The 20,410-nt window shown below is 57.6% G+C and carries 22 protein-coding genes; 19 read left to right on the forward strand and 3 right to left on the reverse strand.

What is annotated here, in order from left to right; all coding sequences use genetic code 11:
• The first annotated feature begins 56 nt into the window (after positions 1-56).
• From ytfR to FU672_RS18820, 4 genes are all read left to right on the forward strand, one after another.
• On the forward strand, positions 57-1,559 hold the full coding sequence (ytfR, locus tag FU672_RS18805) for a galactofuranose ABC transporter, ATP-binding protein YtfR (protein ID WP_148244381.1): 1,503 nt from the start codon (positions 57-59) through the stop codon (positions 1,557-1,559).
• A 10-nt stretch (positions 1,560-1,569) separates the two neighbouring features.
• Positions 1,570-2,595, forward strand: coding sequence for a galactofuranose ABC transporter, ATP-binding protein YtfT (gene ytfT, locus FU672_RS18810; RefSeq protein ID WP_187360830.1), 1,026 nt, complete (start codon positions 1,570-1,572; stop codon positions 2,593-2,595).
• Positions 2,582-3,583: a galactofuranose ABC transporter, permease protein YjfF gene (yjfF, locus tag FU672_RS18815; RefSeq protein ID WP_023293434.1), complete on the forward strand. Its 1,002-nt coding sequence runs from the start codon at positions 2,582-2,584 to the stop codon at positions 3,581-3,583. The genes ytfT and yjfF overlap by 14 nt, the downstream gene beginning before the upstream one ends.
• 93 nt (positions 3,584-3,676) lie before the next feature.
• Entirely contained in the window at positions 3,677-5,248 is a 1,572-nt protein-coding gene (locus tag FU672_RS18820) for a methyl-accepting chemotaxis protein (protein ID WP_148244382.1), read from the forward strand.
• On the opposite strand, the gene FU672_RS18825 is transcribed toward FU672_RS18820, so the two are convergent.
• Positions 5,220-5,576, reverse strand: coding sequence for a helix-turn-helix domain-containing protein (locus FU672_RS18825; RefSeq protein ID WP_148244383.1), 357 nt, complete (start codon positions 5,574-5,576; stop codon positions 5,220-5,222). The genes FU672_RS18820 and FU672_RS18825 overlap by 29 nt on opposite strands.
• Positions 5,577-5,726: 150 nt before the next feature.
• The gene (gene fbp / locus FU672_RS18830) at positions 5,727-6,725 is read right to left on the reverse strand and encodes a class 1 fructose-bisphosphatase (protein WP_148244384.1); all 999 of its coding nucleotides are present in this window, start codon (positions 6,723-6,725) and stop codon (positions 5,727-5,729) included.
• Between the two features lie 197 nt (positions 6,726-6,922).
• Here fbp and mpl point away from each other — a divergent pair, with 197 nt between their 5' ends.
• Positions 6,923-8,296: a UDP-N-acetylmuramate:L-alanyl-gamma-D-glutamyl-meso-diaminopimelate ligase gene (gene mpl, locus FU672_RS18835; protein ID WP_148244385.1), complete on the forward strand. Its 1,374-nt coding sequence runs from the start codon at positions 6,923-6,925 to the stop codon at positions 8,294-8,296.
• A gap of 102 nt (positions 8,297-8,398) precedes the next feature.
• On the opposite strand, the gene yjgA is transcribed toward mpl, so the two are convergent.
• Complete coding sequence (yjgA, locus tag FU672_RS18840) at positions 8,399-8,950, reverse strand: ribosome biogenesis factor YjgA (RefSeq protein ID WP_029739257.1); 552 nt, start codon at positions 8,948-8,950, stop codon at positions 8,399-8,401.
• 94 nt (positions 8,951-9,044) lie between these two features.
• Here yjgA and pmbA point away from each other — a divergent pair, with 94 nt between their 5' ends.
• From pmbA to FU672_RS18910, 14 genes are all read left to right on the forward strand, one after another.
• Entirely contained in the window at positions 9,045-10,397 is a 1,353-nt protein-coding gene (gene pmbA, locus FU672_RS18845) for a metalloprotease PmbA (protein WP_148244386.1), read from the forward strand.
• Positions 10,398-10,438: 41 nt separating this feature from the next.
• The gene (cybC, locus tag FU672_RS18850) at positions 10,439-10,825 is read left to right on the forward strand and encodes a cytochrome b562 (protein ID WP_148244387.1); all 387 of its coding nucleotides are present in this window, start codon (positions 10,439-10,441) and stop codon (positions 10,823-10,825) included.
• Positions 10,826-11,136: 311 nt separating this feature from the next.
• Positions 11,137-11,475, forward strand: a complete 339-nt coding sequence (locus tag FU672_RS18855) for a PRD domain-containing protein (RefSeq protein WP_026080657.1) — start codon at positions 11,137-11,139, stop codon at positions 11,473-11,475.
• 10 nt (positions 11,476-11,485) lie between these two features.
• Positions 11,486-11,848 carry an SFCGS family glycine-rich protein gene (locus FU672_RS18860; RefSeq protein ID WP_023293430.1) on the forward strand — a complete coding sequence of 121 codons (363 nt, stop codon included), beginning with the start codon at positions 11,486-11,488 and terminating at the stop codon, positions 11,846-11,848.
• Between the two features lie 2 nt (positions 11,849-11,850).
• The gene (locus FU672_RS18865) at positions 11,851-12,150 is read left to right on the forward strand and encodes a DUF4312 family protein (RefSeq protein ID WP_006810338.1); all 300 of its coding nucleotides are present in this window, start codon (positions 11,851-11,853) and stop codon (positions 12,148-12,150) included.
• Between the two features lie 22 nt (positions 12,151-12,172).
• Positions 12,173-12,949, forward strand: coding sequence for a DUF4311 domain-containing protein (locus tag FU672_RS18870; RefSeq protein WP_023310182.1), 777 nt, complete (start codon positions 12,173-12,175; stop codon positions 12,947-12,949).
• 13 nt (positions 12,950-12,962) lie between these two features.
• On the forward strand, positions 12,963-13,604 hold the full coding sequence (locus FU672_RS18875; RefSeq protein ID WP_023310183.1) for a DUF4310 family protein: 642 nt from the start codon (positions 12,963-12,965) through the stop codon (positions 13,602-13,604).
• A 42-nt stretch (positions 13,605-13,646) separates the two neighbouring features.
• Positions 13,647-14,780: an amidohydrolase/deacetylase family metallohydrolase gene (locus FU672_RS18880; protein ID WP_148244388.1), complete on the forward strand. Its 1,134-nt coding sequence runs from the start codon at positions 13,647-13,649 to the stop codon at positions 14,778-14,780.
• Positions 14,764-15,882 (forward strand): DgaE family pyridoxal phosphate-dependent ammonia lyase, encoded by a 1,119-nt coding sequence (locus FU672_RS18885; protein WP_148244389.1) that lies wholly within the window; start codon positions 14,764-14,766, stop codon positions 15,880-15,882. Before FU672_RS18880 ends, FU672_RS18885 begins: the two co-directional genes overlap by 17 nt.
• The gene (gene dagF / locus FU672_RS18890) at positions 15,879-16,619 is read left to right on the forward strand and encodes a 2-dehydro-3-deoxy-phosphogluconate aldolase (protein ID WP_148244390.1); all 741 of its coding nucleotides are present in this window, start codon (positions 15,879-15,881) and stop codon (positions 16,617-16,619) included. The genes FU672_RS18885 and dagF overlap by 4 nt, the downstream gene beginning before the upstream one ends.
• Before the next feature lie 127 nt (positions 16,620-16,746).
• Positions 16,747-17,883, forward strand: a complete 1,137-nt coding sequence (locus FU672_RS18895) for a lactonase family protein (RefSeq protein WP_148244391.1) — start codon at positions 16,747-16,749, stop codon at positions 17,881-17,883.
• Positions 17,884-17,902: 19 nt separating this feature from the next.
• Positions 17,903-19,813, forward strand: a complete 1,911-nt coding sequence (locus FU672_RS18900; protein ID WP_148244392.1) for a BglG family transcription antiterminator — start codon at positions 17,903-17,905, stop codon at positions 19,811-19,813.
• Positions 19,814-19,890: 77 nt separating this feature from the next.
• A complete protein-coding gene (locus tag FU672_RS18905; protein WP_148244393.1) occupies positions 19,891-20,133 on the forward strand; it encodes a type II toxin-antitoxin system RelB/DinJ family antitoxin in 243 nt (80 codons plus the stop codon).
• On the forward strand, positions 20,123-20,407 hold the full coding sequence (locus tag FU672_RS18910; RefSeq protein WP_120159597.1) for a type II toxin-antitoxin system RelE family toxin: 285 nt from the start codon (positions 20,123-20,125) through the stop codon (positions 20,405-20,407). The genes FU672_RS18905 and FU672_RS18910 overlap by 11 nt, the downstream gene beginning before the upstream one ends.
• The last annotated feature ends 3 nt before the right edge of the window (positions 20,408-20,410 follow it).

Consider the following 20,410-nt stretch of genomic DNA (forward strand, 5'->3'; position numbering starts at 1 on the left):
CTTGCCGGGTGGCGCTGCGCTTACCCGGCCTACGGGAACGTGCCGGGGACGTAAATATGAACACTGAACAACACCAGGAAATCCTCCGCACAGAGGGCTTGAGTAAATTCTTCCCCGGCGTAAAGGCGCTGGATAGCGTTGATTTCAGCCTGCGGCGCGGTGAGATTATGGCACTGCTGGGCGAGAACGGCGCGGGAAAATCGACGCTGATTAAATCCCTGACCGGTGTTTATCACGCCGATCGCGGCACCATCTGGCTGGAAGGCAACGCCATTTCGCCAAAAAATACCGCCCATGCCCAACAGCTGGGGATCGGGACGGTGTACCAGGAAGTGAACCTGCTGCCGAATATGTCGGTCGCGGATAACCTGTTTATTGGCCGTGAACCACGCCGTTTTGGTCTGCTGCGCCGCAAAGAGATGGAAGCGCGGGCGACAAGGCTGATGGAATCTTACGGCTTCTCCCTCGACGTCCGCGAGCCGCTGAACCGCTTTTCCGTGGCGATGCAGCAGATCGTCGCCATTTGTCGCGCGATCGATCTCTCGGCGAAAGTCTTGATCCTCGACGAACCCACCGCCAGCCTCGATACCCAGGAAGTCGAGATGCTTTTTACCCTGATGCGCCAGTTGCGCGATCAGGGCGTCAGCCTGATCTTCGTCACGCACTTCCTCGATCAGGTGTATGAGGTGAGCGATCGCATTACGGTGCTGCGCAACGGCAGCTTTGTCGGCTGCCGCGAAACCCGCGAGCTGCCGCAGATCGAGCTGGTGAAAATGATGCTGGGCCGCGAGCTGGAAACCAACGCCCTTCAGCGTGCAGGGCGCACGCTGCTGAGCGAGAAGCCGGTCGCCGCCTTCAGCGATTACGGCAAAAAAGGGGTGATCTCGCCGTTTAACCTGGAAGTCCGCCCGGGCGAAATTGTTGGGCTGGCGGGCCTGTTAGGCTCCGGCCGGACCGAAACCGCCGAGGTGATCTTCGGGATCAAGCCTGCGGACAGCGGCAGTGCGCTGATCAAGGGCAAACCGCAAACCCTGCGATCGCCGCATCAGGCCTCCTGTCTGGGCGTCGGCTTCTGCCCGGAAGACCGGAAAACGGACGGTATTATCGCCGCGGCCTCGGTGCGGGAAAATATCATTCTGGCGCTGCAGGCGCAGCGCGGCTGGTTAAGGCCTATTCCACGAAAAGAGCAAAACGCCATAGCCGAGCGCTTTATCCGCCAGCTCGGCATCCGCACGCCGAGCGCGGAACAGCCTATTGAGTTTCTTTCCGGTGGTAACCAGCAGAAAGTGCTGCTGTCACGCTGGCTGCTGACCAAACCCCAGTTCCTGATCCTCGACGAACCGACCCGCGGCATTGATGTAGGTGCGCACGCTGAAATTATTCGTCTGATCGAAACGCTGTGCGCGGACGGTCTGGCGCTGCTGGTTATTTCGTCTGAGCTGGAAGAGCTGGTGGGCTATGCCGATCGCGTCATCATCATGCGCGATCGCAAACAGGTGGCTGAGATCCCGCTGGATAAGCTGTCCGTTCCGGCGATCATGAATGCCATCGCGGCATAAGGAGTGAATCGTGATGCCCCGTTCGCTTTCGCAAACCGGTGAGTCAAAGCGCCGCTTCAGCTGGCCAACCGGCACGCCGCAAATCGCGGCGCTGCTGGTGGTGCTGGTGGTGGATAGCCTGGTCGCGCCGCATTTCTTCCAGATTATCGTGCAGGATGGCCGCCTGTTTGGCAGCCCGATTGATATTTTAAACCGTGCCGCGCCCGTGGCGCTGCTGGCCATCGGGATGACGCTGGTCATTGCCACCGGCGGGATTGACCTCTCCGTCGGCGCGGTGATGGCTATCGCCGGGGCCACGGCCGCCTCCATGACCGTGGCCGGACACAGCCTGCCGGTGGTACTGCTGGCGGCCTTAGGCACCGGCGTGCTGGCTGGATTATGGAACGGCATTCTGGTGGCGGTGCTGAAAATTCAGCCCTTTGTCGCCACCCTTATCTTAATGGTGGCCGGGCGCGGGGTGGCGCAGCTGATTACCTCCGGCCAGATTGTCACCTTTAACTCCCCGAGCCTGGCGTGGCTCGGTAGCGGCAACCTTCTGTTCTTCCCGACGCCGGTGATTATTGCCCTGGTCACGCTCGTTGTCTTCTGGCTCTTCACCCGCAAAACGGCGCTGGGCATGTTCATTGAGGCCGTCGGGATCAACATCCGCGCCGCGCGCAACGCCGGGGTCAACACCCGGTTGATGGTGATGCTGACCTACGTGCTTAGCGGCGTGTGCGCCGCCATCGCCGGGGTGATCGTCGCGGCCGATATTCGCGGGGCCGATGCCAACAACGCGGGACTCTGGCTGGAGCTGGATGCGATCCTCGCGGTGGTGATCGGCGGCGGGTCGCTGATGGGCGGGCGCTTTAACCTCCTGCTCTCGGTGATAGGCGCCCTGATTATTCAGGGAATGAACACCGGGATCCTGCTCTCCGGTTTTCAGCCGGAACTCAACCAGGTGGTGAAAGCGGTGGTCGTGCTCTGCGTGCTGATCGTCCAGTCGCCGCGCTTTGTCAGCATCATTAAGGGGATCCGTGGCCATGATAAAACGTAATTTACCGTTGATGATCACGCTGGGCGTGTTTGTGTTGGGTTATCTCTACTGTCTGACGCAGTTCCCCGGTTTTGCCTCGACGCGCGTGATCTGCAATATCCTGACCGATAACGCCTTTTTAGGCATCATTGCCGTCGGAATGACCTTTGTGATCCTCTCCGGCGGGATCGATCTCTCCGTCGGCTCGGTGATCGCGTTTACGGGCGTGTTCCTCGCGAAGGCGATCGGCTTCTGGGGGATCTCTCCGCTGGTGGCGTTTCCGCTGGTGCTGGCGATGGGCTGTGCGTTTGGTGCCTTTATGGGGCTACTGATCGATGCGTTAAAAATCCCCGCCTTTATCATCACCCTCGCCGGAATGTTCTTCCTGCGCGGCGTGAGCTATCTGGTGTCGGAAGAGTCGATTCCGATTAACCATCCGGTGTACGACACGCTCTCCAGCCTGGCGTGGAAAATTCCCGGCGGCGGCCGTCTGAGCGCGATGGGGTTGCTGATGCTGGGCGTGGTAGTGATTGGCATCTTCCTTGCCCACCGTACCCGGTTTGGCAATCAGGTTTACGCCATTGGCGGTAACGCCACGTCGGCAAACCTGATGGGGATCTCAACCCGCAGCACCACCATCCGCATCTACATGCTCTCGACCGGCCTGGCGACGCTGGCGGGTATCGTCTTCTCGGTGTATACCCAGGCGGGTTATGCCCTTGCAGGCGTGGGCGTTGAGCTGGATGCGATTGCTTCTGTGGTTATCGGTGGCACGCTGCTCAGCGGCGGGGTGGGTACGGTGCTGGGGACGCTGTTCGGCGTGGCGATTCAGGGGTTGATACAAACCTATATCAACTTTGACGGTACGCTCAGCTCCTGGTGGACGAAGATCGCCATCGGCATTCTGCTGTTTATTTTTATTGCCCTGCAGCGCGGTCTGACGGTGCTCTGGGAGAACCGTCAAAGCTCGCCTGTTACCCGCGTAAACACATCGGTAACAGAGCGATAACACGCTGAATTTGCTTAAAGTCTAAACATTTTCCGGTAGCGGCCGATACTCTTTTTTTATGCCCAGAAATATCTCGCTACCGGAAATAATATCATGCTTAAAACGCTATCGATTCGTACCGGCTTGCTCTCTTTACTGGCCGTTATGACCCTTCTGCTGCTGATTGTCAGCGGCATTGGCATTTATGCCCTCACACAGAGTTCTTCTTCACTGCAGCGTATTAATCACCTTCAGGGTAAGCAGATGGTGCAGCTTAATTCAGGCTATACGCTAATTCTGCGCGCGCGCAATGAGGCGGGCCAGGCCGTCCGCATGATGGAAATCGGCATGCTGGACGATGCGGCCAACGCGGTAAAAAACATCAATCAGGAAATTGCCCTGGCCCAGAAAACGCTGAAAGGCGTGATCGACGGCGGCGTGGCTGACGAGCAGGGGCAACAGCTGCTTGATAAAGTGGCGTCCAGCCTGGCGACGTATAGCCAGCAGGGGATCAACCCGATGCTGAAAACCCTGAATGACCAGAGCGCGGACGGCTATTACGATCTGCTGGAGAAAACGCTGATCCCGGTGGCGAAGCAGTTTGATAACGATATGCAGGCGTTTCAGAAATGGAGTGAAGCGCGTGGTCAGGCGGAAGTGAGTGCCGTGCAGGCGAGTAAAACCCACGTACTGATCCTGATTATCGTCGCAGCGCTGCTGACGGCGGGCATTATCGTACTCGCCTGGCTGGTGCTGCGTCATATGCTGCTCAAGCCGCTCTCGGCATCCATTGCTCAACTGGAGAATGTGGCGGCGGGGGATTTAACCCATACGCTGAATGCGTCCGCGAGCCAGGAGTTTAACCGCCTCAACGCGGTGATAGAGGAGATGCGACAGTCGCTGATGAACTCGGTTCTGCGGGTACGCGATGCCAGCTCGCAAATTGACACCGGTAGCCGTGAGCTGACGCTGGGGAACCGGGATCTCGCCGAGCGTACAGAATCCACCGCCACGTCGCTGGAGCAGACGGCGGCCAGCATGGAACAGATCACCGCGACGGTGAAGCTCAACGCCGATAACGCCGAGCAGGCGCACCAGCTGGCGAAGTCGGTGTCCGACACGGCCGATCACGGCAGCGAAATGGTCTGCTACGTGATTGAAAAAATGCGCGATATCTCCGGCAGCTCGACGCGCATCGCTGACATCCTGAGCGTGATCGACGGCATTGCCTTCCAGACCAATATTCTGGCGCTTAACGCCTCCGTGGAAGCGGCGCGCGCGGGCGAGCAGGGGCGCGGGTTTGCCGTCGTCGCGGGTGAAGTACGAAACCTTGCCAGCCGCAGCGCCGACGCGGCGAAAGAGATCCGAACCCTTATCAGTGATTCGCAGACCCACGTTAACGAGGGCAGCGAGCTGGCCCAGCAGGCTGGCGAAACGATGGACGAGATCGCAACAGAAGTGCTGCGCATGACCAAACTGATGCGAGAGATTGCGACCGCGTCTCAGGAGCAGAGCCGCGGCATTGAGCAGGTGAATATTGCGGTGAATCAGATGGACGAAACCGCGCAGCAGAATGCGGCGCTGGTGCAGCAATCCTCCGCCGCGACCCGCTCCCTTGAGGAGCAGTCGCGTCAGCTGATGGAAGCCATGTCATCATTCAAAGTGACGACTCAGACTGCTGCATAATATTCCCCAGCCCCGGTACGTTCTGTGTCGGGGTTTTATTTCTCTCGGAATTAACTGCCCCAATATTATCGTGAATTTCGCCCATTAATATTTCCAGCGAATGGGTTAAGGCTAACGCTTTTTCCGTCGGTTCAAGATATAAACCTTTGCGGAAAAATAACGGCTCATCAAAGAGTTGATTAAAACGCTTTAAGGCCAGGCTCACCGCGGGGCGGGACATCTCCAGACGCAAAGAGGCCTTCGCCATGCTGCCGCAGCGGACGATTTCAATAAATACAGGGATAAGATTTAAATCAATGCCGGTATTAGCACGGGAATAATTTTTCATTGCGATTCTGCTCCACGAAATATCTGTCAAACTGTTATGGAAATAATGCAGGAGCAGTGGTGAATATTAAAGCATGTTTTTTATAAACACTTATACGGTAAAATATATAAATGACCAGGGGAGCCGGACGGGCTCCCCTGAAGAGAGGTATTACGCGTCCGGATACTCACGGATAAAACGTTCAACGTCTTCAACCATGTGGTTGTTGCCGACGAAGAATGAACGGCGCTGGTGAAGGCTTTCCGGCACGATATCCAGAATACGCTCTTTACCGTCGCTCGCCTTGCCGCCTGCCTGTTCGGCGAGGAACGCCATCGGGTTGCACTCGTACAGCAGACGCAGTTTCCCGTCCGGGTGGCTGGCGGTGCTTGGGTAGAGGTAGATACCGCCTTTCAGCAGGTTACGGTGGAAATCCGCGACCAGAGAGCCAATATAGCGGGACGTGTACGGGCGCTGGGTCGCTTTATCTTCTTCCTGACAGAATTTGATGTACTTCTTCACGCCGTTCGGGAATCGGATGTAGTTGCCTTCGTTGATAGAGTAGGTGCTGCCCTTCTCCGGGAAGCGCATACGTTCCTGGCTCAGACAGAAAACACCCAGGGAAGGATCGTACGTAAAGGCGTGAACCCCGCACCCGGTGGTATACACCAGCATGGTGGAGGAGCCATAAACGACGTAACCGGCAGCAACCTGATTAATGCCCGGCTGCAGGAAATCTTCTTCGGTCACCGGCGTGCCAACAGGCGTGACGCGGCGGTAGATGGAGAAAATGGTACCGACAGAAACGTTAACGTCGATGTTTGAGGAACCGTCGAGCGGATCCATCAGAACAACGTATTTAGCGTGTTCACACCCTTCGAAAACAACAATTTCATCTTCTTCTTCAGAGGCGATACCCGCAACGATGTCGCGCGCGCGCAGTGCAGCTTTCAATTTTTCATTTGCGAACAGATCGAGTTTCTGTTGAACCTCGCCCTGAACGTTCTCGGCACCGCTGGCACCCAGGATATCGACCAGACCGGCCTTGTTGATATCACGGTGGATGATCTTAGCGCCCAGCTTTATTGCCGACAGCAAAGCAGTGAGTTCACCGGTAGCATGAGAGAACTCGTGCTGCTTTTCGACAATAAATTCACCTAACGTTTTCATAACACTTTCCCTGCATCTTTGTGAGTAGAGCGATTGTATGTTCACTAAAACGACTAAAGCCCAACAATCTTAACAAACATTCAAATATTAGCGCAGAGGTGAATCGCGCCAGCAACATACGGATTTACCTGAAATGCGTTTCACAGCCGCTAACATGTGAGTAAAATGTGCGCCACATTGAAGAAGGATAGTGACGTATGCGCATTCATATATTGGGGATTTGTGGCACTTTCATGGGCGGACTGGCAATGCTGGCGCGCTCGCTGGGCCATGAAGTGACAGGTTCGGACGCCAATGTGTATCCGCCAATGAGCACACTTCTGGAGAAACAGGGCATCGCTTTAATTCAGGGCTACGATGCCAGCCAGCTGGATCCCGAGCCGGACCTGGTGATCATTGGCAACGCCATGACCCGCGGCAATCCGTGCGTCGAGGCGGTACTGGAACGCAATATTCCGTTCATGTCCGGCCCGCAGTGGCTGCATGACTTCGTCCTGCGTGACCGCTGGGTGGTTGCCGTTGCCGGTACCCATGGCAAAACCACGACCGCGGGCATGGCAACCTGGATCCTCGAAGCCTGCGGCTACAAGCCGGGCTTCGTGATTGGCGGCGTACCGGGTAATTTCGACGTTTCTGCGCGTCTGGGTGATAGCCCGTTCTTTGTGATCGAAGCCGACGAATACGACTGCGCGTTCTTCGACAAGCGTTCTAAGTTCGTGCATTACTGCCCGCGCACGCTGATCCTCAACAACCTTGAGTTTGACCACGCGGATATTTTTGACGATCTGAAAGCCATTCAGAAACAGTTCCACCACCTGGTGCGCATTGTTCCGGGCCAGGGGCGCATCATCCTGCCGGAGAACGACATCAACCTGAAGCAGACTCTGGCGATGGGCTGCTGGAGCGAGCAGGAGCTGGTGGGCGAGCAGGGCCACTGGCAGGCGAAGAAACTCAACGCCGATGCCTCCGAGTGGGAAGTGCTGCTCGACGGTGAAAAAGTGGGTGAAGTGAAGTGGGGCCTGGTGGGCGAGCACAACATGCACAACGGCCTGATGGCCATTGCTGCGGCACGTCACGTGGGCGTTCTGCCTGTGGATGCGGCCAATGCCCTGGGTTCGTTTATCAATGCCCGTCGCCGTCTGGAACTGCGCGGTGAAGCCCACGGCGTTACCGTGTATGACGATTTCGCGCACCACCCAACGGCCATTCTGGCGACGCTTGCGGCCCTGCGCGGCAAAGTCGGCGGCACAGCCCGCATTCTGGCGGTGCTGGAACCGCGCTCGAACACCATGAAGATGGGCATCTGCAAAGATGACCTCGCACCGTCGTTAGGACGTGCCGATGAAGTCTTCCTGCTGCAGCCGCAGCATATTCCATGGCAGGTGGCTGAAGTCGCCGATGCCTGCATTCAGCCTGCGCACTGGAGTGCGGATGTGGATGCGCTCGCGGATATGGTGGTGAAAGCCGCTCAACCGGGTGACCATATTCTGGTGATGAGCAACGGCGGTTTTGGTGGGATCCATCAGAAGCTGCTGGACGGTCTGGCGAAGAAAGCGGAAGCGGCAGAGTAAAAAAAAGCCCGGTGGCGCTAGCGCTTACCGGGCCTACATTTTGCACGACCTTGTAGGCCGGATAAGGCGTTTACGCCGCCATCCGGCGCAAAACCGCACGGATTACTCTTCGTTCTCAGACAGCTCGCGCAGATACTGGAAAATCAGGCGCGCAGACTTCGGCGGCTTATTCCCTTCTTTCTCTTTCTGCGCATTGCGGATCAGCGATCGCAACTGCTGGCGGTCGGCATCCGGCCACAGGTTCAGCACTTCCGGCACGGCATCATCGCCTTGTTCAATCAGACGATCGCGGATCTGCTCAAGCTTATGGAAAAACGCAACCTGCTGGTTGTGGCGGTTTTTCAGCTTGTCCAGCGCCTGGCGGATCGGATCGACGTCGCGCTGACGCAGCATTTTCCCGATAAGCTGAAGCTGGCGACGACGGCCTTCTTTTTTAATTTTCTGTGCCAGTTCAATGGCATCACGCAGATCCTGGTCGAGCGGGATCTTGTCCAGCGCGTTTTTACCCAGTTCTACCATTTCTGCGCCAAGCTGTTTTAACTCTTCGGCGTCACGTTTAATTTCACTTTTACTGACCCAGATGATCTCATCATCTTCGTCTTCGATGTCATCACCGGGAACGTCGTCGAGCCAGTCTTCGGGCTGCTTAGTCATGTCAGGCTCCTTAAAAAAGAGGCTAATGTTACCAGTTAAGACGCGCACTGAAAAACGGTTCTCTGTTAGACTTCAGATAACTCTCTCTTACAGTATGGCATTTGCGATGAAAGTAACCTCACAAGTTGAAGCGCAGCGTAAGATTCTTGAAGAAGCCGTCTCCACCGCGCTGATGCTTGCTTCAGAAAAATCAGATGGCGCCGAAGTGGCGGTCAGCAAAACCACCGGCATCAGCGTGAGTACCCGCTATGGTGAAGTGGAGAATGTAGAATTCAACAGCGATGGCGCGCTTGGGATCACGGTGTATCACCAGAATCGCAAAGGCAGCGCGTCATCCACCGATCTCAGCCCGGATGCCATTGCCCGTACGGTGCAGGCGGCGCTGGATATCGCCCGTTATACCTCTCCGGATCCTTACGCAGGCGTGGCGGATAAAGACCTGCTGGCGTTTGACGCACCGGATCTCGATCTTTTCCACCCGGCGGAAGTGACCCCGGACGACGCGATCGAGCTGGCCGCGCGCGCCGAGCAGGCTTCCCTGCAGGCTGATAAGCGCATCACCAATACCGAAGGCGGCAGCTTCAACAGCCACTACGGCATCAAAGTCTTCGGCAACAGCCACGGCATGCTGCAGGGCTACTGCTCCACCCGTCATTCGCTCTCCAGCTGCGTCATCGCCGAAGAGAACGGTGACATGGAGCGTGACTACGCCTACACCATTGGCCGCGCGCTGGGGGATTTGCAGTCTCCTGAGTGGGTGGGTAAAGAGTGTGCCGAACGCACGCTGTCTCGCCTGTCACCGCGCAAACTCTCCACCATGAAGGCCCCGGTCATTTTTGCTAATGAAGTGGCAACCGGTCTGTTTGGCCATCTGGTGGGCGCTATCGCAGGCGGCTCGGTTTACCGCAAATCGACCTTCCTGCTCGACTCGCTGGGCAAGCAAATTCTGCCGGAATGGCTGACCATTGAAGAGCATCCGCACCTGCTGAAAGGGCTGGCCTCCACGCCGTTCGACAGCGAAGGCGTGCGCACCGAACGTCGCGATATCATCAAAGACGGCGTTTTGACCCAGTGGCTGCTGACCAACTACTCCGCGCGCAAGCTGGGGCTGAAAAGCACCGGACACGCTGGCGGCATCCACAACTGGCGCATTGCCGGGCAGGGTCTGAACTTTGAGCAGATGCTGAAAGAGATGGGCACCGGCCTGGTCGTAACGGAACTGATGGGTCAGGGCGTCAGCGGCATCACCGGCGACTACTCTCGCGGCGCGGCGGGCTTCTGGGTGGAAAACGGCGAAATCCAGTATCCGGTAAGCGAGATTACGATTGCCGGTAATCTGAAGGACATGTGGCGCAATATCGTTACGGTCGGTAACGATATTGAAACACGTAGCAATATACAGTGTGGTTCTGTACTTCTGCCGGAAATGAAAATCGCCGGCCAGTAATACCCGTAAAGGCGTTTTAATAATAAAAAAGGAAGTGAGCAATGCGTAAACACCTGTTAGCGATCGTCGCGGCTTCAACGCTGGTTCTTGGCTCTTCTGCGTTTGCTGCCGATCTTGAAGACGACATGGGCATCCTCGGTCAAAACCTGAAGGTGGTGCAGAAAACGGACAATGCGGCTGAAATGAAAGACGCACTGACCAAAATGCGTGAAGCGGCGCTGGACGCACAAAAAGCGACGCCTCCGAAGCTGGAAAGCAAAGCGGCAGAGAGTGCAGAGATGAAAGACTATCGCCACGGCTTTGACGTGCTGGTAGGACAAATTGACGGTGCGCTGAAGCTGGCTAACGAAGGCAAAGTGAAAGAGGCCCAGGCGGCGGCCGAGCAGTTTGTGACTACGCGCAACACGTATCACAAAAAGTATCGTTAATTGCATGCCCGAGCGGGGTCGCGTTAAGCGCCTCCGCTCACACTCTTTCTCATCCCCATAAGAAAACCTTATCCACATCACATTTCTACGAGTCCGCTCGGAATCTTTTCCGCTTCGCTTACCCCTTATTTGCCGCGCGATAGCGTGATATTCATCACGCAAATACCATGATTAATTCAGATTCACCGTATTTATGTGGCACAGATCACTGCTGCGGCTCGCCTTTACACTTCGAAGTGGAAAACAACTCGCTACAAACAATTCCCCCCCAACGTTAGTTTTATTCCAGAGCCATTAACGGGGTAAGACCAGTGATTAACGGAGCGGTAATGAACGACGTTGGGGAACAGGCGGTGCAAACAGAACAGCTCGCGAACACCATGCTGCAGCAGGTCTATGCCCTGCTGGCCCGGCACAACATCATCCCCAATGCAGTACAGGAGCAGATGCTCACCTCCCACGTGCGTGCAATGGCGCACCGGTCCGTGACCGGCGAGCCGCTGCCGGAGGTTGAAGCGGAGCTGTTCGACGAAATTTCACCCGATTCAATGCAACTCGCCCGTGAGGTGGTCGCGCAGTTTGGCAATCTTCCTGATGAAGAAGCCTGGCTGCTCTCCGTTCACTTCGAAGTCGCGAAAGATAACCTTTAAGGAGCAACACATGGAACAGATTACAGTCGTGATTGGCGATCGCCTGGGTAAAGGTCAGAAAGTGGCTGCCGGTGTGGAAAAAGCAGGTGGACGCGCGGTGGTTGTGCCGGGCATGGCAGCGGATATGAAGCTGGGCGACGTGATGAAAGCGGAAAACGCCACCTTCGGTATCTCCTTCTGCGGCAGCGGCGGCGCGGGTGCCATCACTGCCCAAACTAAGTATGGCTACAAAGCTAAATACGGTATGCGTTCCGTGGAAGAGGGCGTGACCGCCATCAACGAAGGCTGCAACGTGCTGGGCTTTGGCTTTATGGATAAAGAAGAGCTGGGCGAGCGTCTGGTACAGGCGTGGCAGAAGAAATACGGCGCATAAGCATGAAAGAACAGTTCACAACCACGGTGAGAGTGAAGGGGAAAGGCGACGCCAAAGCGCGCGCCTTTGCCGACGCGCTCAACCACGTTCAGGCCGCGGTGATGAAAGCCTCACCGCATATCTTACTGCGTATTGAGCCACAGGATGTGCAGGTCGTTCAGGCGCAAGAAGCGGTGCGTAAAGAAGCGTTTCTGTTCTTCTTTCTGCGCCGGGAAAGACGCACCTACAGCGTGGAGCTGGATGTGACCGTCAACGTGACCGCCATCAATCTCGACCAGGTGGATTTCGTCACGCAACGCTGATTATTCATAAAAGGGCAGACTGATGTTCTTAATTATATTAATAAAATCGCTCATCATTGGCGGCCTGGTTGGCGTCGGTGTCGGAGCCGGGGCTGCACGCATGTTTCATGCGCCTACCACTCAGGGTATGGGCGCGTTTCGTACGTTGGGGGAACTGAACTCCTGTGAAGGGGATCCGGCGTCCCACTTCTCCTTTGGGTTAGGTTTCTTCTTTAACGCCTGGGCCTCTTCCGTGGCTGCAGGGGCTTTCACACAGGACGTTGACCACCGCATCATCCCGAACTGGGGTGCTGCTGCACTGATGATCAAAAACCGTAACGTCGGCGAAACGCTGCACGACCCGCGCAAAATGGCGATTGCCTGCGGCGTGATTGGCATGCTCGTCGTCACCTTCCTGAACCTGACCGCCTCCTCCGTTCCGGCTGCGCTTCAGGTCACCGCCGTCAAGGTGCTGGTACCGGCGGCTAACCTGCTGGTGAACACCGTCATGCCGGTGATCTTCTGGCTGGCGGCCATCGACGCGGGTAAAAAATCTGGCTTCTGGGCCACCATCTTTGGCGGCGCGGCGCAGCTGATCATGGGTAACGCCGTACCGGGCCTGGTGCTGGGGATCCTGATCGGTAAAGGTGTTGAAGAGAGCGGCTGGAACCACGTCACCAAAGTGATGATGGCGGCGATCGTCCTGCTCTTCGTGCTGAGCGGTTTCTTCCGCGGCTTCGACATGAAGATGATCGAATCCTTCCATCTGACCGTGCCGAACTGGCTCGACATGATCCACAACTCGCTCAGCGGTAAATAACAGGAGCCTCTAAATGGAACAGAATAAAGGTTTTTGGTATGCCGACTGGTCGTTCCCGATCTTCGTTGGCCTGCTCTCCTCCGGCGTCTTCGCCGGGACGCACATGTACTACCTCTACGGCATCGGCGCGTTTAACGAAGTGGCCTTCGTGGCGATGCTGAAAGCGGGGATAGATACCGGCGTCTACGGTGCGGTGGCGGCGTTTGGCGCAAGCTTCCTGTTCGCCCGTATTATCGAAGGCTCGCTGGTCGGTATTCTCGACATCGGCGGCGCGATCCAGACCGGCGTGGGCCTCGGCGTTCCGGCGCTGCTGCTGGGCGCGGGCATCATGTTCCCGGTGACCAACTTCATTGCCGCGCTGATTACCGGCCTGGTGATTGGTCTGGCGATTGGCTACGTCATCATCCTGGCCCGTAAGTTCACCATCAACCAGAGCAACTCCACCTACGGTGCAGACGTGATGATGGGCGCGGGTAACGCCTCCGGCCGCTTCCTCGGGCCGTTGATTATCCTCAGCGCCATGACCGCCTCCATTCCTATCGGCGTCGGTTCCCTGCTGGGTGCGCTGGTGTTCTACATCTGGCAGAAGCCGATTACCGGTGGCGCCATTCTCGGTGCAATGCTGTTGGGCTGGCTGTTCCCGGTCGCCCTTTAATACCCGCGGGCGCTCAGGCGCCCGCCTTATCAGGAGATCCTCATGTTTGATTTACTCCTGCGCCGTGCGCGCCTTGCCGACGATACCCTGACCGATATCGCCATTCAGGACGGGAAAATCGCGGCGCTGGGCGAGATTGTCGCCCCCGCGCATAAAACGGTCGAGCTGAATGGCGACGTGTTCGTCAGCGCAGGCTGGATTGACTCCCACGTCCACTGCTACCCGAACTCCCCGATTTACCACGACGAGCCGGACAGCGTGGGCATTGCCACCGGCGTGACCTCCGTGGTGGACGCGGGCAGTACCGGTGCCGACGACGTGGACGATTTCTACAACATCACCCGTAAAGCGACAACCGAAGTCTTTGCCCTGCTGAACATCTCCCGCGTGGGGCTGATTGCCCAGAACGAACTGGCCAACATGGCGAATATTGACGCCGACGCGGTGAAGCAGGCGGTGAAGCGCCACCCTGATTTTATCGTCGGCCTGAAAGCGCGCATGAGCAGCAGCGTGGTCGGTGAAAATGGCATTACGCCGCTGGAACGGGCTAAAGCGATTCAGAAAGAGAACGGCGATCTGCCGCTGATGGTCCACATCGGTAACAACCCGCCGAACCTTGACGAAATTGCCGAGCTGCTGAGTTCCGGCGACATCATTACCCACTGCTACAACGGCAAACCGAACCGCATTCTGACGCCCTCCGGCGAACTGCGCGCCTCCATTACGTCCGCCCTGAAGCGCGGCGTGCGTCTGGACGTCGGTCACGGTACGGCGAGCTTCAGCTTTGAAGTGGCGAAACGCGCCATCGCGATGGGCATCCTGCCGCACACCATCAGCTCGGATATCTACTGCCGCAACCGAATCAACGGCCCGGTAGGCTCGCTGGCAAGCGTGATGTCGAAGTTTCTCGCTATCGGCATGTCATTACCGCAGGTCATTGACTGCGTGACCGCCAACGCCGCCGACGGCCTGCGTCTGACGCGCAAAGGCCGCATTCAGCCGGGTCTCGATGCCGACCTGACGCTGTTCACGATTAAACACCAGCCGACGGTGCTGACGGATGCCGAAAACGACAGCCTGCAGGCTGAACACATTCTGGTGCCGCTTGCCGCGATCCGCGCGGGCAAGGGCTACATGACCGAACAAGGGAGCACGGAACATGCCTTCGATTTATGAGAAGTACAACTTAAAGCAGGTGATCAACACCTCTGGCCGCATGACGGCGCTGGGCGTCTCCACGCCGCGCCCGGAAGTGGTGCAGGCGGCAATGGACGGTATGAATGAGTACTTCGAGATGAAGGATCTGGTTAATAAAACCGGTGAATACATCGCGAAGCTGCTGGATGTGGAAGGGGCAACGGTGGTCTCCTGCGCGTCGGCGGGCATTGCCCAGTCCGTGGCGGCGGTGCTGGTGAAAGACAGCGACTGGCTGCTGGAAAACCTGCACGTGACCCCGATTGAGAACAACGAAATCGTCCTGCCGAAAGGTCACAACGTGAACTTTGGCGCGCCGGTGGGCACCATGGTGGCGCTGGGCGGCGGTAAGCTGGTGGAAGCGGGTTACGCCAACGAATGTTCTGCCGATCAGCTGGCGGCGGCGATCACACCGCGCACGGCGGCGATCCTCTACATCAAATCTCACCACTGCGTGCAGAAAAGCATGCTCAGCGTCGAGCAGGCGGCAGTCGTGGCGCGTAAACACGATCTTCCGCTGATCGTTGACGCGGCGGCGGAAGAGGATCTGCATACCTATTACCGTTCCGGTGCCGATCTGGTGATCTACAGCGGCGCGAAGGCGATTGAAGGGCCAACCAGCGGTCTGGTGATCGGCAAAACCCAGTACGTTGAGTGGGTGAAGCGCCAGACGGCGGGCATTGGCCGCGCGATGAAGGTTGGTAAAGAGGGGATCCTCGGCCTGACCTGCGCCATCGAACACTACCTGACGGCAACCAAAGAGAGCGGTGCCGAGATGGTGGCGAAGATGACGCCGTTTATCGACGCGCTCAATACCCTGAACGGCGTGACCGCGCGCGTGGTCTGGGACAGCGCCGGACGCGACATCGCCCGCACCGAGATTAAGTTTGACGAAGCCGTGACTGGCATCGGCACGGGGGATCTGGTGGCGAAGCTGAAGCAGGGTGAATACGCCATTTACTTCCGTGGCTACAAGGCTAACGAAGGGATTATCGAGGCGGACGTGCGCAGCGTGAATGCTGACCAGTTGAACATCGTGTACCGCCGTATTAGCGAAGTATTAGGACAGGAGAAAAACGCATGAAACTGACCCCCAACTTTTACCGTGACCGCGTCTGCCTGAACGTGCTGGCAGGCTCGAAAGCCAACGCCAGCGCCATTTACGAGGCGGCGGAAGGTCATGTGCTGGTGGGCGTGCTCTCCAAAAATTACCCGGACGTGGACAGCGCCGTCGCCGATATGCGTGAATACGCCGCGCTGATTGATAACGCGCTCTCCGTCGGCCTGGGCGCGGGGGATCCGAACCAGTCGGCGATGGTGAGTGAAATTTCCCGCCAGGTGCAGCCGCAGCACGTCAACCAGGTGTTCACCGGCGTGGCCACCAGCCGTGCGCTGCTGGGGCAGAATGAGTCCGTGGTCAACGGCCTGGTCTCTCCGACCGGCACCGTCGGAATGGTCAAGATCTCCACCGGCCCGCTGAGCAGCACGGCCCCGGACGGTATCGTACCGGTAGAAACCGCGATTGCCCTGCTGAAAGATTTCGGCGGCAGCTCCATCAAATACTTCCCGATGGGCGGCCTGAAGTGCCGTGACGAGTACAAAGCGGTGGCGGAAGCCTGCGCCCGCCACGACTTCTGGCTGGAGCCAACCGGAGGTATCGATCTGGAAAACTATGAGGAGATCCTGCAGATCGCCCTCGACGCTGGCGTGAGCAAAATCATTCCGCATATCTACAGCTCGATTATCGACAAAGCCAGCGGTGATACGCGTCCGGAAGACGTGCGTACGCTGCTTGCGATGACGAAGAAGCTGGTGAAGTAATAAAAACAACACCCCTCACCCCAGCCCTCTCCCCAAAGGGGAGAGGGTGTAATCGTCCCCTCTCCCCTTTGGGGAGAGGGTTAGGGTGAGGGGGGGGCAAACTCCGCACACACCCGAAGGAGCCACCATGCACACCCGTACCCTGCTTGTTGCTTCACTCTCAATGTTCGCCACCACCGCTATCGGCCAGACGCAATACGCCTGGGTGGGCACCTACAACCCCAACGGCGAAGGGCTGTACCGCTTTACCGTTGACCCGCAAAGCGGCGCGCTGGCGAATAAAACGCTGGTGAGCAAGCTGCCGAACGCCGCGCAGCTGGCCGTCTCACGCGACGGCAAAACGCTGTACCTGGCAAGCGAAGTGGAGCAGGGCGTGGTGCAGGCTCTGCGGGTGGGGGATAACGGTGCGCTGAGCGAGCTGAATCAGGTGGCCTCCGGCGGTGCGGGGCCGGTGTATCTTTCCCTGACGCCGAACGGTCGCCATCTTCTGGTGGCGAACTACGTCAGCGGATCGATTGCCGTTTTGCCTGTCAACGCAGACGGCAGGTTGGGTGAGGCCACGGACACCCATCAGGATCAAGGTGAACCGGGCGCGGCGAAGCCGGAAGCGGCTGCGGAGGGCAGCTTTGCCATCAGCGATCATAACGGCCCCCACGCGCACATGATCGCCGCCGATCCGAGCGGGAAATACGTATTTTCCACCGATCTGGGGCTGGATCGCCTCTACCAGTACCGTTTTGACGATCAAACAGGGAAGCTGACGCCGAACGATCCGCCGTTTATCAGCGCCTCCTCAAAAGGCGCCGGGCCGCGCCACTTTGTCTTTACGCCAAAAGGCGATGCCCTGTGGCTGATTAACGAAGAGGCGTCTACGCTCACCCATTATACCGTGAACGCCAACGGCACCTTAAAAGAGGGCAAAACGCTTTCAGCCCTGCCGGAAGGTTACAAAGGTACCAGCTTTGCTGCCGGGCTCGCATTAAGCGCCGATGGTAAACAGCTGTATGTGGCTAACCGTTTGCATAACAGCATCGGGCACTTTACCGTAACAGCGGAGGGCACGCTGACGCATCAGGACGACGTGTGGACGCGGGGTGATTATCCGCGCACCCTGACGCTCGATAAACAGGGACGCTGGCTGTACGTCATGAACCAGCGCAGCGATAACATTACCCGTTTCCGCGTGGCTAAGGACGGGAAATTGAGCTTCGAGCCAGACTATACCCCGGTCGGCAGCCCATCCCAGATGGTCATTTCACCTTAAGCTGTAAGAGGACAACCCCGTGCGATTTCCGAACCAACGTTTAGCGCAACTTTTTGATCTGTTGCAAAACGAGACGCTGCCGCAGGACGAGCTGGCGCAGCGGCTGTCGGTCTCCACGCGAACCGTCCGTGCCGATATCACCGCCCTGAACGCGCTGCTGGCAAGCCACGGCGCGCAGTTTATATTGAGCCGGGGCAACGGCTATCAGCTCAAAATTAATGATGTGGTGCGCTACCAGCAGCTACAGGCATCCCACCCGCGCGCGCTGCGTATTCCCCGGACCGGGCCGGAGCGCGTGCATTATCTGGTGGTGCGTTTTCTGACCTCGGCATTTTCTCTTAAGCTCGAGGATCTGGCGGACGAGTGGTTTGTCAGCCGCGCCACGCTGCAAAGCGACATGGCGGAAGTCCGCGAGTGGTTCCACCGCTATCACCTGACGCTGGAAACGCGTCCGCGCCACGGCATGAAGCTGTTTGGCAGCGAGATGTCGACCCGCGCATGTCTGACCGATCTGCTCTGGGAGCTGGCGCAGCAGGACAGCCTGAACCCGCTGGTGACCGACGTGGCGCTGAATGCGGGCGTGGCGGAGCAGATGGTGCCCGTGCTGCACGAGGCGCTGACGCGTCATCACATTCGTCTGACCGATGAAGGCGAGCTGTTCCTGCGCCTGTACTGTGCGGTGTCAGTGCGGCGCATCAGCGAGGGCTATCCGCTGCCGGAATTCCACGCCGAAGACGTGGAAGATAACGTGCGCGAGGCGGCGAAGGATATCGCCATCACTATCCAGCAGCTGGCGGGCAAAGCGCTTTCACCTTCGGAGGAGAGCTGGCTGTGCGTGCACATTGCGGCGCGGCAGATTCAGGAGATTGCCCCGAGCGCCATTAACGCGGATGACGACGAAGCGCTGGTCAACTACATCCTGCGCTATATCAACACCCACTATAACTACAACCTGCTTAGCGACGCGCAGCTGCACGCGGACCTGCTTACGCACATCAAAACCATGATCACCCGCGTGCGGTATCAAATCATGATCCCCAACCCGCTGCTGGATAACATCAAGCAGCACTACCCGATGGCGTGGGATATGACCCTGGCGGCAGTATCGAGCTGGGGCAAATACACGCCGTATGTGATCAGCGAAAACGAGATTGGCTTCCTGGTGCTGCATATTGGCGTCGGGCTGGAGCGTCACTACAACATCGGCTACCAGCGCCAGCCGCGCGTGATGCTGGTATGCGACGCCGGTAATGCCATGGTCCGCATGATTGAAGCGGTGCTGCAGCGTAAATACCCACAAATTGAGGTCACGCGCACGCTCACCCTGCGCGAGTATGAGCTGGCGGAAACGATTAGCGAAGACTTTGTGATCGCCACCGCCCGCGTGAGTGAAAAGTCGAAACCGGTGGTGACGATCGCCCCGTTCCCGACCGACTATCAGTTAGAGCAGATCGGCAAGCTGGTGCTGGTGGACCGTACCCGGCCGTGGATGCTGGATAAATATTTCGACGCGGCCCATTTCCGCATTATCGACAAGCCCATTGACCAGCAAACGCTGTTCCGTGAACTGTGCGAGCAGCTTGAAGGCGAGGGCTTTGTCGGCGCGGAGTTCCTGGATTCGGTTATCGAGCGTGAAGCCATCGTCAGCACCATGCTCGGCGACGGCATCGCGCTGCCGCACTCCCTCGGCCTCTTAGCGCAGAAAACCGTGGTCTACACCGTGCTCGCCCCGCACGGCGTCCAGTGGGGCGACGAAACCGCGCACGTCATCTTCCTGCTCGCCATCAGCAAAAGCGAATACGAAGAGGCGATGGCGATTTACGATATCTTCGTCACCTTCCTGCGTGAACGGGCGATGTCGCGGCTCTGTAGCTGCGGAGATTTTGCCGAGTTTAAGGCAGTGGCAATGGAGAGTTTGAGCCGGTTTTGAGAGGCGTTATCCAGAATTCGATGTAATGCGAATGTAATGCTAAACTGCATTACACATTCGATTTTACTGGAGGCATAATGGCCACGCTGAACGTCCGTCTGGATGACAAACTCAAAAACGAGGCTTATGCCGTGCTGGAAAAACTTAATATCACCCCAACGGAAGCCGTGCGATTACTGTTTCAGTACGTCGCGGAGACGGGACGCATGCCCGTGAAAACGGTCACCATTAGCGACAGTGAAGATGAATTGATACAGGCAGTCCGGGAGCGGCTGGCTCATCCGCAAAAGGGAATTAAGGTTAGTCTGGATGACTTATGAACTGGCATTTGACCCGAGGGCGTTAAAGGAGTGGAGCAAGCTGGGGGAGACTGTAAAAGACCAGTTTAAGAAGAAACTAGCGGACGTGTTGGTGAACCCCAGGGTCGAATCGGCCCGCCTGCATGGTCTACCGGATTGCTACAAAATAAAACTCAGATCGCAGGGTTATCGTTTGGTCTATCAGGTTCAGGACAACGTTGTAACGGTATTTGTTATCGCTATCGGTAAGAGAGAGAAAGCAGCCGTTTATCATGATGCAAACAAACGGCTCTAATGC

The sequence above is a fragment of the Enterobacter asburiae genome, assembly GCF_008080435.1.
In the GTDB taxonomy this organism is placed as follows: domain Bacteria; phylum Pseudomonadota; class Gammaproteobacteria; order Enterobacterales; family Enterobacteriaceae; genus Enterobacter; species Enterobacter asburiae_C.